This is a genomic window from Methylobacterium sp. GXF4, from assembly GCF_000272495.1.
Taxonomy (GTDB): Bacteria; Pseudomonadota; Alphaproteobacteria; order Rhizobiales; family Beijerinckiaceae; genus Methylobacterium; species Methylobacterium brachiatum.
Map to the genome: position 1 here is coordinate 18533 of NZ_AKFK01000102.1, position 16243 is coordinate 34775.

At 72.0% G+C, this 16243-nt stretch carries 14 protein-coding genes; 13 read left to right on the forward strand and 1 reads right to left on the reverse strand.

Annotation, left to right across the window (positions count from 1 at the left end; all coding sequences use genetic code 11):
* The first annotated feature begins 174 nt into the window (after positions 1 to 174).
* The 11 genes from WYO_RS27165 (at position 175) to WYO_RS27215 (ending at position 12514) form a co-directional block, all read left to right on the forward strand.
* Entirely contained in the window at positions 175 to 1365 is a 1191-nt protein-coding gene (locus WYO_RS27165; RefSeq protein WP_007568803.1) for an inositol-3-phosphate synthase, read from the forward strand.
* Positions 1365 to 2270 carry a hypothetical protein gene (locus WYO_RS27170; RefSeq protein ID WP_007568804.1) on the forward strand — a complete coding sequence of 302 codons (906 nt, stop codon included), beginning with the start codon at positions 1365 to 1367 and terminating at the stop codon, positions 2268 to 2270. Before WYO_RS27165 ends, WYO_RS27170 begins: the two co-directional genes overlap by 1 nt.
* Positions 2271 to 2332: 62 nt before the next feature.
* Complete coding sequence (locus WYO_RS27175) at positions 2333 to 3514, forward strand: methyltransferase domain-containing protein (RefSeq protein WP_007568805.1); 1182 nt, start codon at positions 2333 to 2335, stop codon at positions 3512 to 3514.
* Positions 3514 to 4509 (forward strand): Gfo/Idh/MocA family oxidoreductase, encoded by a 996-nt coding sequence (locus WYO_RS27180; RefSeq protein WP_007568806.1) that lies wholly within the window; start codon positions 3514 to 3516, stop codon positions 4507 to 4509. The genes WYO_RS27175 and WYO_RS27180 overlap by 1 nt, the downstream gene beginning before the upstream one ends.
* A gap of 225 nt (positions 4510 to 4734) precedes the next feature.
* On the forward strand, positions 4735 to 6336 hold the full coding sequence (locus WYO_RS27185; RefSeq protein WP_039904450.1) for a YcaO-like family protein: 1602 nt from the start codon (positions 4735 to 4737) through the stop codon (positions 6334 to 6336).
* Complete coding sequence (locus WYO_RS27190; RefSeq protein ID WP_007568809.1) at positions 6333 to 7205, forward strand: sugar phosphate isomerase/epimerase family protein; 873 nt, start codon at positions 6333 to 6335, stop codon at positions 7203 to 7205. The genes WYO_RS27185 and WYO_RS27190 overlap by 4 nt, the downstream gene beginning before the upstream one ends.
* 148 nt (positions 7206 to 7353) lie before the next feature.
* Complete coding sequence (locus tag WYO_RS27195; RefSeq protein WP_007568811.1) at positions 7354 to 8592, forward strand: glycosyltransferase family 4 protein; 1239 nt, start codon at positions 7354 to 7356, stop codon at positions 8590 to 8592.
* A gap of 17 nt (positions 8593 to 8609) precedes the next feature.
* Complete coding sequence (locus WYO_RS27200) at positions 8610 to 9368, forward strand: PIG-L family deacetylase (RefSeq protein ID WP_007568813.1); 759 nt, start codon at positions 8610 to 8612, stop codon at positions 9366 to 9368.
* A complete protein-coding gene (locus tag WYO_RS27205) occupies positions 9358 to 9987 on the forward strand; it encodes a uracil-DNA glycosylase (RefSeq protein WP_007568815.1) in 630 nt (209 codons plus the stop codon). Before WYO_RS27200 ends, WYO_RS27205 begins: the two co-directional genes overlap by 11 nt.
* 150 nt (positions 9988 to 10137) lie before the next feature.
* Positions 10138 to 11226, forward strand: a complete 1089-nt coding sequence (locus WYO_RS27210) for a lysylphosphatidylglycerol synthase domain-containing protein (RefSeq protein WP_007568817.1) — start codon at positions 10138 to 10140, stop codon at positions 11224 to 11226.
* Between the two features lie 22 nt (positions 11227 to 11248).
* Positions 11249 to 12514, forward strand: coding sequence for an ATP-binding protein (locus WYO_RS27215; protein WP_039904467.1), 1266 nt, complete (start codon positions 11249 to 11251; stop codon positions 12512 to 12514).
* Here WYO_RS27215 and WYO_RS27220 read toward each other — a convergent pair.
* Positions 12505 to 13107, reverse strand: coding sequence for a glutathione S-transferase family protein (locus WYO_RS27220; protein ID WP_007568821.1), 603 nt, complete (start codon positions 13105 to 13107; stop codon positions 12505 to 12507). The two genes, WYO_RS27215 and WYO_RS27220, sit on opposite strands and share 10 nt — an antisense overlap.
* A 111-nt stretch (positions 13108 to 13218) precedes the next feature.
* Here WYO_RS27220 and WYO_RS27225 point away from each other — a divergent pair, with 111 nt between their 5' ends.
* Together WYO_RS27225 and cueR are read left to right on the forward strand one after the other, a co-directional pair.
* Positions 13219 to 15720, forward strand: a complete 2502-nt coding sequence (locus WYO_RS27225) for a heavy metal translocating P-type ATPase (RefSeq protein ID WP_007568823.1) — start codon at positions 13219 to 13221, stop codon at positions 15718 to 15720.
* Entirely contained in the window at positions 15717 to 16208 is a 492-nt protein-coding gene (gene cueR, locus WYO_RS27230) for a Cu(I)-responsive transcriptional regulator (protein ID WP_007568825.1), read from the forward strand. The genes WYO_RS27225 and cueR overlap by 4 nt, the downstream gene beginning before the upstream one ends.
* Positions 16209 to 16243 lie beyond the last annotated feature (35 nt).

Below are 16243 nucleotides of genomic sequence, written 5' to 3' on the forward strand. Positions count from 1 at the left end.
TTTTTGAGGCCGCGTTAACGCCGTGATCCGGCCGCGCTTCACGTCGGTTGGGCGCAAAGTTGTCGCATTCGACTTGGAACGGGCCACGGTTGAGCCAGTTAGATATCGCCCCGGGGGGGTCGACTACTCTTTCCCCAGACGCGACGCGCGTCCCCACAAGGACAGTATTTTCCGATGAGCATGCAGACCGGTCGCCGCGTCGGCGTCGCGTTCGTTGGCATGGGTGGCGCTGTCGCCACCACCGCCATCGCCGGCATCGAAATGATCAAATCCGGATCGAACCGGCTCGACGGACTGCCGCTCGCCGGCCTCTCCGTGGCGGGCATGGCCGACTACAAGGACCTCGTGTTCGGCGGCTGGGATCTGAACGGCGACGACCTCGCCTCGGCCGCGGCCGGCCACGGCGTGCTGTCGAAGGACGACATCGAGGATGGCGCCAAGGCGCTGAAGGGCATCACGCCCTGGCCCGCGGTCGGCAGCGCCAAGTTCTGCAAGAACATCGACGGCAGCAACCGCATCGTCGCCGCCGGGCACCGCGAGGCGGTCTCGATCATTGCCAGCGACCTGCGGCGCTTCCAGCAGGAGAGCAACCTCGACGAGGTCGTGGTCGTGAACCTCGCCTCCACCGAGCGCTGGCCCGACCTGTCCGACCCGACCCTGAATTCCTCGGACGCCTTCGAGAAGGGCCTGGATTCCAGCGACGAGTCGATCTCACCCGCGATGCTCTACGCCTATGCGGCGATCAAGAGCGGCGTCCCCTACGCCAACTTCACCCCAAGCATCGCCGCCGATGTGCCGGCCCTGCTCGAACTGGCCAAGGAGATGAACGTCCCGGTGGCCGGCAAGGACGGCAAGACCGGCCAGACCATGATGAAGACGGTGCTGGCCCCCGCCTTCAAGGCCCGCGCGCTCCACGTCGACGGCTGGTTCTCGACCAACATCCTCGGCAACCGCGACGGGCTCGCCCTGAACGACCCGAACTCGCTGCAGTCGAAGCTTAACACGAAGGGCACGGTGCTCGACTCGATCCTCGGCTACCCGGTCGAGGACCACCTCGTGCACATCCACTATTACCGCCCGCGCGGCGACGACAAGGAGGCCTGGGACAACATCGACGTCACCGGCTTCATGGGCCAGCGCATGCAGATCAAGGTCAACTTCCTCTGCAAGGACTCGATCCTGGCGGCGCCCCTCGTGATCGAGATCGCCCGTGTGCTCGATCTGGCGAAGAAGCGCGGCGACGGCGGCGTGCAGGAGCAGCTCTCGACCTTCTTCAAGGCCCCGATGGTGAAGAACGGCCACGGGCCGGAGCACGCCTTCGGCAAGCAGGAAGCGATGCTTCTCGACTGGCTCGGCGTTCACTGATGTCCGACGCGGCGGCGCCGGCCGCTCTGCGCGAACTCTTCGTCGAGATGAACGATCTCAAGCGCGTCCACTCGGCGGGCCGCGACGGGTCGATCGCCGAACGGCTGTTCGCGCAGGGGTGGGGCCTGCTCACCGGCGGGGCCTCCCCGAAGGATGTCGCCCTCGACATCACCGCCACGACGCTGGCCGCGACACGGCTCTGCGACCTCGACGCCGCCTTCCTGGCGGCGGCGGGGCTCTCGGACGCGGCGGCCTCCGCCGTGCTGGTCGCGGGCTTCGATGCCGTGGCCGGCGACCTCGACCCGGACCTCCGGGATCGCCTGCGCGCGCGGCTCACGCCGCGCCCGCCGGGCCGGCCCGGACCGGTGCCGTCCTTCGTTGCGGCCCTGGCGAAGCAACCCCGGGCGGGCGTCACCTGCCCCGGCCGCGCCCGGATCCTGCTGGAGCCGCCGGAGAACCACGCCGAGCATTGCCTGATCGTGGCGGTCTACGGGGTCTGCCTGAGCCCGTTCTATCGGGCGGATCCCGGGACCGTGTTCCTGGCCGCGATGGCCCATCATTTCCACAATGCCGCGATGCCCGATGCCGGCTTCACCGGCGAGATGCTGCTCGGCGACCATCTCGGCCCGATCATGGCCGTGACCACCGGTTGGGCGATGTCCGAGCTCGACGCGCCGTTGCGCGATCACGTCGAGCGTGCCCGGGCCGTGCTGCCGGACGACGCCACCGCGGAGGGCCGTGCCTTCCACGCAGCGGATTGCGTCGACCGGGTCCTGCAGATCGCCCAGCATCTGCGCGGCGCCTCGACCACGATGGCGGCGGTGCTCGATGAGTGGGAGCTGGTCCATGCCGGGCCGGTGAAGGGTTTCCACGACCGTGTCCTGCGCGACATGCGCATCCCTTAGGACCAGATTCGCGTTGTCCGTCAGACCCGGTCGCCCATCTGACGGGGCGGTCCCGAGAGCCCATGATCCCGTTCGAACTCAGATCGCCGCAGACCGGCAACCCGCTGAAGCCCGACGCGCCGCACGCCCTGCGTGACGCCGGCACCGGGGCGCGCTGGCCCGTCATCGACGGAATCCCGTACCTCCGGGTCGGCCGCGAGGCGCTGGTCGAGCGGGTGCTGGCCCATCTCGACGCGGGCGAGCCCGATGAGGCCCTGGCTGCCCTGCTGGTCGATCAGGACGATTGGTGGAACGGCCCGCCGGCGGACCCGGCCGAGATCATCCGGCTGATCAAGGACCGCCGCGACGCGACCCTGCGGGATGCGGTCCACCGCCTCGGCTGGGGTCGCGTCGGCGATTATTTCCTGCATCGCTGGAGCGATCCGACCTTCCTGGCCGGCCTGACCCTGCTCGAGGCCCATTGGAACGAGCCGCGCTGCGTCTTCGAATTCGCCTGCGGCATCGGCCACTACCTCCGGGAGCTCGAGCGCCGCGGCTGCAAGACCGCCGGGGCCGACGTGGTCTTCGCGAAGCTCTGGGTCGCCCGCCACTGGGTCGTGGGGCCCAAGCCGCAGCTCGTCTGCTTCGACGCCGGCTCGCCGCATTGGCCGATCCCTGACGCGCCGGTCGATCTGGTGGTGTGCAACGACGCCTTCTACTTCCTCGACGACAAGACGGCGCTGCTCGAAAACCTGCGCCAGAATGCCGGCGACGATGGCTGGCTCGCCCTGAGCCACATCCACAATCGCGAGTGCCCCGGTTTCTCGGCCGGCCGGGCCGTCACCGCCGAGGACATCGCCGAGCTTTTTCCCGACGCCCTCGTGTACGACGACGCCGAGCTGACCCGCGCCCTGGTCGAGGCCCGGGCGCCGGTCCCCCAGGAGCCGGCCGCCTTGAGGACCTGCGAGGCGTTCTCGGTGGTCGCCGGCCCCGGCATGCGCCCGGCGCCCCGGGCGGTGGTGGATGGCCTGACCCTGCCGAAGGCCGGCACGGTCGTGCGGCTCAACCCGCTCTATCAGCCCGACGGCGAGGGCTACGCGATCCGCTGGCCCTCCGAGCGCTACCGGGAGGAATACGCCCCCCGCTCGACCTACCCGATGCAGTCGTCAGGTCCCGAACAGCTCACCTTCGACGGCCGAATCGACGGTGCCGACACGCAGCGCGTCCGCGCCCGCGAATATGTCGATCTGCCGGAGCGCTGGTGATGGACGCGGTCGGCTGGGGCATCGTCGGCTACGGCTGGGTCGCCCGCGATTACATGGCTCCCGGCATCCGGGCCGCCGGGCACCGTCTCGTGGCGGTCAGCGACCCGAACCCGGAGAGCCGCACTGTGGCCGAGCGCGAAGGCGCCCGCGCCCATGCCGACCTCGCCGGTCTCCTTGCGGAGCCCGAGGTCGAGGCGGTCTACGTCGCGACCCCGAACCATCTCCATCGGGGCGCCGTCGAGGCGCTCGCCGCCGCCGGCAAGGCGATCCTGTGCGAGAAGCCGATGGCGGCGACGCTGTCCGACGCCGAAGCGATCGTGCGGGCGGTGGAGTCCAAATCGATCTTCTACGGCACCGCCTTCGATCAGCGCCACCACCCGGCCCACCGGGCGATCCGCGCGCAGGTCGCGGCCGGACGGCTCGGCACCGTGACGGCGGTCCGGATCGTCTATGCCTGCTGGCTCGGGCGCGACTGGTCGGAGGCCGGCCAGCCCAATTGGCGGATCGACGCCGCGCAGGCCGGCGGCGGCGCGCTCATGGATCTCGCCCCCCACGGCCTCGACCTCGTGGATTTCCTGCTCGGCGAGCCGCTCGCCGACATCGCGGCCCTGACGCAGATTCGCGCCCAGGATTATGCCGTCGATGACGGCGCCCTGCTGATCGGCCGCACCGCCGGCGGCGCCCTGGCGAGCCTGCACGTCGCCTACAATTGTCCCGACGCGCTGCCCCGCCGCCGCCTGGAAGTCGTCGGCACAAAGGGCCAGCTCACCGCCATCGACACGATGGGCCAGACGGCGGGCGGGTCCCTGACCTTCACCGACGGCGCGAGCGGACGCGCGGAGCCGCTGGCCTTCGATACCGATAGCTCGCCCTTCACCGAGCAGGTGCGGGCCTTCGGCTCGGCGCTGCGCCGACCCGAGGAGCGCGCGGCCTATTCGGCCTCTCGAGACCTCCACACGATGCGACTCGTCGCCCGTGCCTACGGGCAGGGGTAGCGGCCCCAAGACAGGATGATCGACCGCCGAGCCAAACCCCGGGATCTCCCACCCCGACCCTCATCCTGAGGTGCCCGCGTCAGCGGGCCTCGAAGGAGCCCTCCAGAGACCCCTGCGCTTTCTGGAAGCCTCCCTCGAGGCCGTCGCTGCGCTTCGGCACCTCAGGATAAGGGGGGACGGGTGGGATGGGGCGGCAAAGCGGTTCAAGGCAGACGGGAATACGACTTGACCGACACAGCTCCCAGTCACGACCAGGACGACCGCGCCCGCCACGAGCGGATCAAGGCGCCGCGCCCCTATCGGTTCGGCGCCAAGCGCCGGATCGAAGGCCTGCCGGAGGCGCTGCCCGATCCGGTGCGCGCCTATCTCAACGTGCTGCCGGAGGGGCGCATCGTCGGCTTCCCGCTGGCGCCGCTGGACCGGACCGGCGTGCCGGTCTGGTTCGTCGCCCTGTTCCTCGATGATCCGTTCTTCGTGGGCGCGATGCCGTCGGGCATCGGCTACGGCGCCACCGACGAGGAGGCGCTGATCGGCGCCGTGGCGGAGATCGCCGAGAACCTGATGCCCTCGCTCGCGGTCCTGCCGCGGGCCAAGGAGCGCGCGAGCTACGCCGACCTCGTGCGGGTCTATGGGCCGAAATCGGTCGCCGACCCACTCACCCTGTGCCTGCCGGCGGGCTCCCCGGTCGGCCGGGACACGGTGCTCGAATGGACGCCGGCGGTCCGGCACGGAACCGGCGAGATCGTGCTGATGCCGCTCGACGTCGCCGCCACCGACTATTTCGAATTGTCGGAGGGCTACCGGCCCTTCACCAACCTGATCACCAACGGCCTCGGCGCCGGGCCGGACGTGCCCTTCGCGTTGGGCCACGGCGTGCTCGAACTGCTCCAGCGCGACGGCAACGGCCTGCTGTTCCGGGCCCTCGACCAGGGCGTCATGCTCGATCTCGACGGGATCGGCCCGGAGAACGCCGCGATGCTGGCGCGGTTGAAGGAGTTGGGCATCCGCGCCCTGCCGAAATTCGCCACCGATCAATTCGGCCTGACCAACCTCTACGTCGTCGGCTACGACGAGGATCCCGCCCGGGCGCCGGCGCCGATCGCCCTCTCGGCCTGCGGCGAGGCCTGCGATCCGGACCGCGAGCGGGCCCTGCGCAAGGCGCTGCTCGAATTCCAGGCCGCCCGGGTGCGCAAGACCTTCGGGCACGGTCCGCTCGACCTCGCCGCCACGGTGACGCCGCCCGGCTACGTCGATGCCTTCATCCAGAAGGCGCTTCCCAGCCTCGACCTGGAGGAGAGCCGCGCCCTGCAGGCGATGCTCGCCTGGATCGAGCTGCCGGCCGCCGATCTCCGGAGCGTGCTAGCCGATACCGTGTACAGCGAGCGCAGCACCAAGCGGTTCTCGGACCTGCCGTCCACCGAGGCGGCCGACGGGCATGCCCGGGGCAAGATCGCTTGCGATCGGCTCACCGAGGCCGGGTTCGACCTGCTCTACGTCGATTGCTCGCCGCTCGGCGGCAGCGTCGGCGTGGTCAAGGCGATCGTGCCCGGGCTCGAGGTCGAGACCATGAGCTATTACCGGATCGGCGAGCGCAACACGCGCAAGCTCCTCGACCGCGACCACCCGCTGATCCGCTTCGGCACCGAGAGCGAGACCCTGCGCCCGGTGCGCCTCACCCCGGAGGCCCTGGAGCGGTTCGGCGGCCAGCCGCTGTTCGACACCGCGCTCGCCGAGCAGATCGTCGGCCGCCATTATCCGCTCTATCGCGAGCCCGAATCGCATCACGCGCCGTTCCGGCTCGCGCAGAAGCAGGGGAGGGCGGCGTGACCCTCCGTTTCGCCTACAACACCAACGGCGCGGCCAACCACCGCCTCGACGACGCCCTCCACCTGATCAAGGCGGCGGGCTACGACGGCGTGGCCCTGACCCTCGACATCCACCACCTCGATCCGTTCGCCGAGACCTGGGCGGCGGAGGCCGGCCGGGTGGCGAGCCTGCTGGAGAAGCTGGAACTCGGTTGCGTCATCGAGACCGGCGCCCGCTTCCTGCTCGATCCCACCGCCAAGCATGAGCCGACCCTGGTGACGGCCGATGCGGCGGGCCGGGCCCGCCGGGTCGGCTTCCTCAAGCGCGCGGTCGAGATCGGCGCGATGCTGTCGGCCGAGGCCGTGTCGTTCTGGGCCGGCGTGCCGAAGCCCGGTGTCGACCATGGCGAAGCGCGCCGCTGGCTGACCGAGGGGCTGCACGAGGTCGCGGCCTTCGCCAGCCAGGCCGGAATCGTGCCCTGCCTGGAGCCCGAGCCCGGCATGCTGATCGAGACCCTGGACGATTTCGTTGCGCTGGATGTGCCGGGCCTCAAGCTCGCCCTCGATACCGGCCACTGCCTCGTCACCGGCGAGCGCGACCCGGCCGAGGCCGTGCGCGAGTTCGCCGATCGGATCGGCACGGTGGCGATCGAGGATATGAAGCGCGGCAGCCATATCCACCTGCCCTTCGGCGAGGGCGACATGGATGTGCCGGGCGTTCTCGCGGCGCTGGAAGAGGTCGGCTTCGGCAAGCTGGTCTGCGTCGAGCTGTCCCGCGAGAGCCACCGGGCCGACGTGATGATCCCGCAAGCCCTCGAATATCTGCGCGGCTGCCGCCGCCCCGGCCCGGAACTCGCCGGCGAGCAGGAGACGCGGCGGCAATGGCAGTGATGGGACGCGCGCACCTCTCCTCCCCCTTGCGGGGAGGAGCCGGAGGTGGGGGTGGTGCACAATCGAGCGCCCCGGTGCCGTCTGCGCCACCCCCACCCCTACCCCGCCCCGCAAGGGGGAGGGGATCCTGGCCGTCCGGTGCTGCCCGATGAGAATCCTGTTCCTCAGCCGCCGCTACTTCCCGGCGATTTCGGGCATGAGCGTCTATGCGCAGAACCTGCTGCGCGAGCTGGTCGGGGCCGGCCATGACGTGACGATGATCTCGCAGTACCGGGGCGATGCCTTCGGTACCCGCGTCTATGGCGGTGGGCCGCCGCCGCCGGTGCCGGGCGTCCGGGTGATCGGCCTGGAGCAGCTCGGCGAGCAGAGTTCGGGCGATTTCGAGCGCGACATCGCCACCATGGTCGATGCGATCTGCCGGGAGCACGCCGACAAGCCGTTCGACGTCCTGCACGCGCAATACGGCTATCCGACGGGCTGGGCGGTCCTGCTCGCCGCGAGGAAACTCGGGGTGCCGAGCGTGGTCTCGATCCAGGGCGGCGACGGCCACTGGGTCGGATCCTGCTGCGAGACCCACCGGGTCGCCATGTGCGAGGTGCTGGCCCACGCCAACGCGCTGCTGATCGGCGGCGCCTCGTTCGTGGATGAGGTCTGCGATCGGCTGGGCTCGGATCCCGCCCGCTTCACCATCGTGCCCGGCGCGGTCGACACCGAACGGTTCGCGCAAGGCACGCCCGACGGGCTGCCGACGCCGCATATCGGACCGGTGCGGCTGTTCTATCACGGCCGGGTCGACCGCCGGAAAGGCGTGCTCGACTTCATCGCCGCCCTGGCGATCCTGCGTGAGCAGGGCACGCCCTTCGCGGCCACGATCTCGGGGATCGGGCCGGACGTGGATCCTGCCCAGGCGATGGCCGCCGACCTCGCCTTCTCCCCGCGCGAGATCGCGTTCACCGGCTATGCCGAGTACGGCCAGGTGCCGGACCTCTATCGCCGCGCCGACGTGTTCGTCTCGCCGACCTACGCGGAAGGCTTCTCCAACACGATCCTGGAAGCCATGGCGGCCGGTCTCGCGGTGGTCTCCTGCCACGCGGTCGGCGTCTCGGATTGCCTGCGCGACAGCGAGAACGGCCTGCTGATGAATCCGGGCGACATCCCGGCGCTGGCCGGCGCGCTCACCCGCATCGTCACGGATACGGCGCTGCGCCGCGGCCTGGCGGAGGCGGGGCTCGAGGAATGCCGGCGGGTCTATTCCTGGAGCGCCGTCGGCCGGCAGATCATGGACGTCTACGAGCGCGTGCGCCACGAACGCCCGGCCACGGACTTCTCCGTCGACCTGCCCGAGGACCCGACCTGCCGGTTCCGCGCCGAACCGCATCTCCTCTGACCGAGAAGCCACGCCGCGTGCCGACAGCCCTCGCCCTCTCGCCCCATCTCGACGATGCGGCCTTCTCCTGCGGCGGGCTGCTGGCGAGCCTGGCCGGGGAGGGCTGGCGGGTGGTGATGGCGACGCTGTTCACCGGCAGCGTCTCCGATCCGAAGGGGTTCGCGCTCGCCTGCCAGCTCGACAAGGGCCTGCCGGCCGAGATCGACTACATGGTTCTGCGCCGGGCCGAGGATGACCGGGCCGCCGAAGAACTCGGGATCGCGCCGCCCCGGCACCTGCCGTTCCGCGAGGCGCCGCACCGCGGCTACGGCTCGGCGCCGGAACTGTTTTCCGCCCCCCGCGCCGATGACGGCATCGCCGCCGATCTGGCGCCGGCCCTCGCCGAGCTCATCGCCGCGGAGAGGCCGGACCTCATCCTCGCCCCGCAGGCGGTCGGCGGCCATGTCGACCACGTCCAGGCGGTCCGCGCCCTGACGAGCCTCGCCGTGCCGATCCCGATCCTGTGGTGGCGCGACTTCCCCTACACGGTCCGCGAGGCCACGCCCCGGGAGCCCCTGGCCGACCTGTTCGCTGCCCTGCCGGTGCGGCGGATCGCCCTCGATCCCGGGGCTCGGGCGCGCAAACGCGCGGCCTGTGCGGCCTATACGAGCCAGATCGGCTTCCAGTTCGGCGGCGTGGCGGGTCTCGACGCGCGGCTCGCCCGGGAGGAGGGGATCGAGGGCTTTCGCCTCGCGGGCCGGCTCGGAGCGCCGATCCCCGGCCTCGATGCCGGCTGAGCCGCAGGCGCCGAAATCCCTGGCCGACCCGGAGGCGCTCGCCGCCCGCCGCGCCCTGATCACCGCGCCGCATATCGCCCCCATCCGGGCCCTGGCCGAGCGGATTTCCGCGGAGCGGGGAGCGCCGGTTCCGGTGCCCGACCCCCTCGACGGCGGCGTCGCGGCGCGGATGCTTTTGCTTCTGGAAACGCCGGGTCCGGCGGTGCTGCGCACCGGCTTCGTCACCCGCGACAGCGCGAACGGCACCGCCGCCAACCTGTTCCGGTTCCTCCGGGAGGCCGGAATCCCGCGAGCCGACACCCTGATCTGGAACGCGGTACCCTGGCTGATCCACGCCGCGGGCGCGCTGAACCGAGCGCCGCGCCGGGCGGAGGTCGCCGCGGCCGCGCCCTATCTGGCGCCGCTGCTGGACCTGCTGCCGCGGCTGAGCGTGGCGGTCCTGGCCGGGCGCTTCGCCGGCGGGGCGGCTCCGGCGATCGCGGCCCTGCGCCCCGGCCTGCCGCTGATCGCCATCCCCCATCCGAGTCCGACCTATGTCTGCACCTCGCCGGAGGTGCCCGCTCGGATCCGGCAGGGCCTGTCGGAGGCCGCGGCGCTCCTGCGCCGCACCGATCCGTGAGCAGAGCGTGCCCGCCCCCGCCCGGCCTTCCCTGGCCTTGAGCGCCGGTTCGGCCTACATGCGGGGCAACGGGCCGCGGTCCGGGAACATCCGGCACGGGCGCAGGCCTTCGGCCGGGCCGCGCAGCCGGAAGGGCGGACGCCGAACGGCATGAACTTTCAGGGACAGCACCGGGGACCGGCAGAGCCGGTCGAGCCGGTCGAGCACGACGCTGCCGCGGGCACCTCGCGGAAGAGCTGGCGCGGCCGGTATGCCTGGATCGGCACGGCCGCCAGCATCGTGCTGTTCGCGGTCTCGCTCGGCGTGCTGTGGAAGCTCGTCCAGAGCGTGAGCTGGGCGGAGGTCCGCGCGGCCGTGGCGGCGGCGACCGCCGAGCAGCTCGGCCTCGCCTTCCTGTTCGTCGGCATCAGCTACCTGTTCCTCACGGGCTACGACGCGCTGGCCCTGCGTCAGCTCCGGATCAAGGTGCCCTACCGGATCACCGCGCTCGCCTCGTTCACGAGCTACGCGGTGAGCTTCACCCTCGGCTTCCCGCTGCTGACCGCCGGCACGATCCGCTACTGGATCTATGCCCGGCAGGGCCTGTCCACGGCCAAGATCGCGGCGCTCACGGTCATTGCCGGCTTCACCTTCTGGCTCGGCATGGGCGTCGTGCTCGGCCTCAGCCTGATCATCGAGGCGGGCCAGCTCGCCGGGCTCGCCTTCACGTCGATCCGGATCAACCAGGGCGTCGGGCTTGCGGCGCTGGCCCTCGTGCTCGGCTACCTCGCCTGGGTCTCGGCCAAGAAGCGCAGCATCACCGTCAAGCAGTGGCGGCTGGAACTGCCCGGCGCCTCGGTCTCGATCGGGCAGATGCTCGTCGGGATCGGCGATGTCTGCGCGGCGGCGGCGGTGCTCTACGTCCTGCTGCCGCAGGAGACGACGCTGGGCTTCACCACCTTCCTGGCGATCTACGTGCTGGCCGCCATGCTGGGCATCGCGTCCAACGCGCCCGGGGGGATCGGGGTGTTCGAGGCCACGATCCTGCTCGCTTTGTCGAGCCTGCCACGCAACGAGGTGCTGACCTCGCTGCTGCTGTTCCGGGGCTGCTACTACATCGTGCCGTTCATGACCGCCCTGGCGATGCTCGGCCTCTACGAGATCGTGAAGCGGGCCGGGGGCGCGCGCGATCCCGGGCCGCCGGAGGGGATTGCCGGCCCGTCCGGGCGGCCGCGGCCCGACGACACCGGATCCCGGTAACCGGTCCGGCACGCCCTCGACCATGCCCGACCGTCCGCGCAGTTCCCAATCCTGGATGGGCGCCGCGATCGCGGTCGGCCTGTTCGGCATCGCCGTGGCACTCTCCGGCCGTCTCGAACTCCCGCTGATCCTCGTCGGCCTCGGTGCCGTCTGCATCGGCGGCTGGCTCGGCGGCCGCGGTCAGGAGGCGCCGCGCCCGCGACCGGCGGCGACCGCCCAGCGCCACGCGATCGCCGAGGCGCTCCTTGCCCATGTTCCCGACCCGGTCATCCTGGTGGACCGCCGCACCCTCGTGGTGGAGGCCAACCCGGCGGCCCGGGCGCTCCTGCCGGCCCTGCATCAGGCGCGGCCCCTGTCCTTCGCTCTGCGCAGCCCGGAAGTCCTCGACGGGGTCGAAGCGGTCCTCAGCTCGGGCATGCCCCGCCGCGTTCCCCTGGCGACCCGGGTGCCCCTGGAGCGGACCTTCGAGGTCCAGATCGGCGCCCTGCCGATGCCGGACGGATCGGGGGTGAGCGCCGTGCTGTTCCTGCGCGACCTGACCTCGGCCCGGCGCCTGGAGGCGATGCGGGTCGATTTCGTGGCCAATGCCAGCCACGAGCTGCGCACCCCGCTCGCCACGCTGATCGGCTTCATCGAGACCCTGCAGGGGCCGGCCCGCGAGGATGCGCAGGCCCGCGAGCGGTTCCTGGAGATCATGCGCGTCCAGGCCCTGCGCATGACCCGGCTGATCGACGACCTGCTGTCGCTGTCGCGGATCGAGCTGCGCGAGCACGTCGCGCCCACCACCGTGGTCGATCTCGGGGCGCTCGCCCGCCAGATGGTCGACGCGCAGGGGCCGCCCGCCGAGGCGCGGGGCGCCACGGTGCAGTTCGAGGACGGGGCCGGGCCGTATCCGGTCCCCGGCGATGCCGACGAGCTCGCCCGAGTGATCGAGAACCTGATCGAGAACGCCGTGAAATACGGGGGCGGCCATGTCGGCGTCAGCCTGTCCCGGGAGGAGGATCCCCGGCTCGGGCGCCGTATCGTCCTGTCCGTGACGGATGACGGCCCCGGCATCCCGCCCGAGCACATCCCGCGCCTGACCGAGCGCTTCTACCGGGTCGACGTGGCCTCGAGTCGCGCCCGGGGCGGCACGGGCCTCGGCCTCGCCATCGTCAAGCACAGCCTCAACCGCCACCGCGGCCGCCTCGCGATCGAGAGCACGGTCGGGCAGGGGACCACCGTGCGCGTCAGCCTGCCGGAATACGGCGCCACCGCGGAGCTGCCGCGCGCGGCCGATCAGGCATAGGGACCGAGCCCGAGTGCCGTCTCGACGCGGGTGATCCAGGGGCGGAGGGCTGGGTAGGGCGCCAGGTCGAAGCCGCCCTCGTGGGCCATGCGCGTGTAGGCGACCAGGGCCACGTCGGCGAGCGTCGGCGCGTCGCCGACCAGGAAGGCAGAGCGTTCGAGCGTCCCCTGCATCAGCCGAAGGGCGTCCGCGCCGCGTTCAGCCAGCCGGGGATCGAGCGTGTCCGGCGCCCGCTTCAGGTAATGGAGCTGGTAGCGGCGGACCGCGATGTAGGGCTCGTGGCTGTACTGCTCCCAGAACATCCATTGCAGCATCCGGGCGCGGGCGCGTGCCGCCTCGGGAATGAGGCCCGAGCCTTCCGCGAGATGGAGGATGATCGCGTTCGATTCCGACAGCGTCTCGCCATCGGGAAACACCAGGAGCGGGACCCGGCCGGCGGGGTTCAGCGCCAGGAAGGCCGGTTCCCGCGTCCCGCCGCCCGGCACATCGACGGTGCGCCAGACCGAGGGAATGCCGAGATGATCGGCCACCCATTTGACCTTGAGGCAATTCCCGGAGCCGAGATCGCCATACAGGGTCAGGGGTTCCGTCATCGGATCTCTCGCGCGTGGTGCGCAGGAAATCTGTCGGGCGCGTCGCGATTTGGCAATGCGATTCGGCTGGCCCTTGACCTTCCCATCATGGGAAGCCCCATCTGAGGCGGCATGGATGCCCCGATCGGAACCGCCCCCGTGCCCGAACACGTCTCCTTGAGCTTCCCCGTCGAGGGGATGTCCTGCGCGTCCTGTGTCGGCCGCGTCGAGCGCGCCCTCAAAGCCCTGCCCGGCGCCCGGGACGTGGCGGTCAACCTCGCCACCCACCGCGCCAGCCTCGTCCTCGACGGTGGCGCGCGCCCGGCCGACGCCGCCGCGGCGCTGGCCGAGGCCGGCTACCCGGTCCCGGAGACGCAGAGCGTGATCGCCGTCGAGGGGATGTCCTGCGCCTCCTGCGTCGGCCGGGTCGAGCGCGCGCTCGCAGCCGTGCCGGGCGTGCGCGGCGCCAGCGTCAACCTCGTCACCGGCCAGGCCGCGATCCGCCATCCGGAGGGGCTGGTGGCGACCTCCGATCTCGTCGCGGCGGTGGAGGCGGCCGGCTACGAGGCGCGCCTGCTCGATGACGGGCCGCGGATCGACCCTGCGGCCCGGCAGGAGGCCGAGGGCCGAGCCCTGCGGCGCGACGCCATCGCGGCGGCGTTGCTCTCCGCCCCCGTGGTCGTCCTCGATATGGGCGGCCACATCCTGCCGCAGCTCCGTGGTGGCTCGGTCACGGCCCTGGTCCAGGCCGCCCTGGCCACCCTGGTCCTCGCCTGGCCCGGGCGGCGCTTCTTCCTGAGGGGCGTACCGGGGCTGCTGCGCGGCCATCCGGACATGAACGCCCTCGTCGCCCTCGGGGCCGGGGCCGCCTACCTCTATTCGCTGGTCTCGACCCTGGCGCCGGGCCTGCTGCCCGCGGGTGCCGCGCATCTCTATTTCGAGGCCAGCGTGCTGATCGTGACGCTGATCCTGCTCGGGCGAACCCTGGAAGCCGGCGCCCGGGGCCGGACCGGCCAGGCCATCGCCCGGCTGATGGATCTGGCGCCCAAGACCGCCCGCGTCGTCCGCGACGGCACGGAGGTCGAGGTGGGGCTGGCGGAGCTGCGCATCGGCGACGTGGTCCGCGTCCGGCCCGGGGAGCGGGTCGCCGCGGACGGCGCGGTCCTGTCCGGCTCGAGCCACGTCGACGAGAGCATGGTCACGGGCGAGGCGGTTCCCGTGCGCAAGGGGCCGGGAGACCGAATGGTCGGCGGCACCCTCAACGTGCGCGGCAGCCTCGACCTGCGGGTCGATGCGGTCGGCGCCGCCACGGTGCTCGCGCAGATCGCCGCCATGGTCGAGCGGGCCCAGGGCGGCAAGCTGCCCATCCAGGCGCTGGTCGATCGCGTCACCGGGCGCTTCGTGCCGGCGGTGATCGGGATCGCCCTCGCGACCTTCCTGGGCTGGCTGGTCCTCGCCCCGGCGCCCGCCCTCGGGCCGGCCCTGGTCAACGCCGTGGCCGTGCTGATCATCGCCTGCCCCTGCGCCATGGGGCTCGCCACGCCCACCGCCATCATGGTCGGGACCGGCCGCGCCGCGAGTCGCGGCATCCTGTTCCGCGACGGCGCGGCGCTGCAGCGCCTGCGCGACGTGCGCGTCGTGGCCTTCGACAAGACCGGGACCCTCACCGAGGGCCGCCCGCGGGTGACGGATGTCGTCGCAGGGCCGGGCCTCACGGAGGACGCGGTGCTGACCCTGGCTGCCGGGCTCGAGAGCCGGTCCGAGCACCCGCTCGCCGGCGCCGTCGTGGCCGCGGCCCGGGCCCGGGGGCTCACCATCGCCGATCCGGCCGACTTCGAGGCCCTGGACGGTTTCGGCGTCTCCGGCGAAGTCGCCGGGCGGAGCCTCGCCCTCGGCGCGCCACGCTATCTCGACAGGCTCGGCATTGCCCGGGACGCGGACCTCACGGCCCGGGCCGAACGCCTCGCGCGCGCGGGCAAGAGCCCCATCCATCTCGCCCTCGACGGTCGCCATGCGGCCCTTCTGGCCGTGGCCGACCCGGTGAAGGCTGGAGCCCGCGAGACCGTGGCCGCGCTGAGGGCGCAAGGCCTCGTGGTGGCGATGGTGACGGGCGACGACCCTCACACCGCCGCCGGGGTCGCGACGAGCCTCGGGATCGCCGAGGTCGCGGCCGGGATCCTGCCCGGCGGCAAGGTCGAGACGGTCAGGGCTTTCCGGTCGGCGCACGGGCCGGTCGCCTTCGTGGGCGACGGCATCAACGATGCGCCGGCCCTCGCGGAGGCGGATGTCGGCCTGGCCATCGGCACCGGCACGGACATCGCCGTCGAGAGCGCCGACGTGGTGCTGATGTCGGGGGATCCGCAGGCGCTCGTGGAGGCGCTGGCCCTGTCCCGGGCGGTGATGGCCAATATCCGGCAGAACCTGTTCTGGGCCTTCGCCTACAACGCCGCGCTGATCCCGGTGGCCGCGGGGCTGCTGGTGCCGTTCGGCGGCCCGGCCCTGTCGCCGGTGCTGGCCGCCGGCGCCATGGCCTTCTCGAGCGTCTTCGTGCTCGGCAATGCTCTGCGGCTGCGCCGGGCCGGCGGGCGGCCCGCACCCGCCGAGCAGCCGGCGCTGGCGCCGAGGGCCGCATGAGCGAGGGAGCGATCACGATCGGCGAGGCGGCGCGGCGCACGGGCGTCTCGGCCAAGATGATCCGCTGGTACGAGGGGACCGGCCTGCTGCCGCCGGCGACCCGCTCCGAATCGGGCTACCGCCACTATGACGAGGCGGATCTGCACACCCTGCGGTTCGTCCGCCGTGCCCGCGACCTCGGCTTCAGCGTCGAGGCCATCGCGGATTTGCTCGCGCTCTGGCGCGACCGCGCCCGGCCCAGCGCCGGCGTGAAGGCGATCGCCGAGGAACAGATCGCGGATCTGCGTCGCCGCATCACCGAGCTGGAGGGCATGGCCCGGACCCTGGAGCGCCTGGCCGAGAGCTGCTGCGGCGACGACCGGCCCGAATGCCCGATTCTCGACGACCTCGCGACGGAGGACAGGCCGCCTGCGCCGCGCCGGCAAGCCTCGCCCCTGGCGGCTCTGGGGCCCCGCTCGGCCCACCGGCGCGACAAGCGTGGCCGTTGACGGCGCGACTGGCCCCGGCTTTGCTGGTCCGGCAC

Coding starts and splice junctions, on each gene's coding strand:
- WYO_RS27165 (WP_007568803.1), top strand. CDS start 175: ATGAGCATGCAGACCGGTCGCCGCGTCGGCGTCGCGTTCGTTGGCATG.
- WYO_RS27170 (WP_007568804.1), top strand. CDS start 1,365: ATGTCCGACGCGGCGGCGCCGGCCGCTCTGCGCGAACTCTTCGTCGAG.
- WYO_RS27175 (WP_007568805.1), top strand. CDS start 2,333: ATGATCCCGTTCGAACTCAGATCGCCGCAGACCGGCAACCCGCTGAAG.
- WYO_RS27180 (WP_007568806.1), top strand. CDS start 3,514: ATGGACGCGGTCGGCTGGGGCATCGTCGGCTACGGCTGGGTCGCCCGC.
- WYO_RS27195 (WP_007568811.1), top strand. CDS start 7,354: ATGAGAATCCTGTTCCTCAGCCGCCGCTACTTCCCGGCGATTTCGGGC.
- WYO_RS27205 (WP_007568815.1), top strand. CDS start 9,358: ATGCCGGCTGAGCCGCAGGCGCCGAAATCCCTGGCCGACCCGGAGGCG.
- WYO_RS27210 (WP_007568817.1), top strand. CDS start 10,138: ATGAACTTTCAGGGACAGCACCGGGGACCGGCAGAGCCGGTCGAGCCG.
- WYO_RS27215 (WP_039904467.1), top strand. CDS start 11,249: ATGCCCGACCGTCCGCGCAGTTCCCAATCCTGGATGGGCGCCGCGATC.
- WYO_RS27220 (WP_007568821.1), bottom strand. CDS start 13,107: ATGACGGAACCCCTGACCCTGTATGGCGATCTCGGCTCCGGGAATTGC.
- WYO_RS27225 (WP_007568823.1), top strand. CDS start 13,219: ATGGATGCCCCGATCGGAACCGCCCCCGTGCCCGAACACGTCTCCTTG.
- cueR (WP_007568825.1), top strand. CDS start 15,717: ATGAGCGAGGGAGCGATCACGATCGGCGAGGCGGCGCGGCGCACGGGC.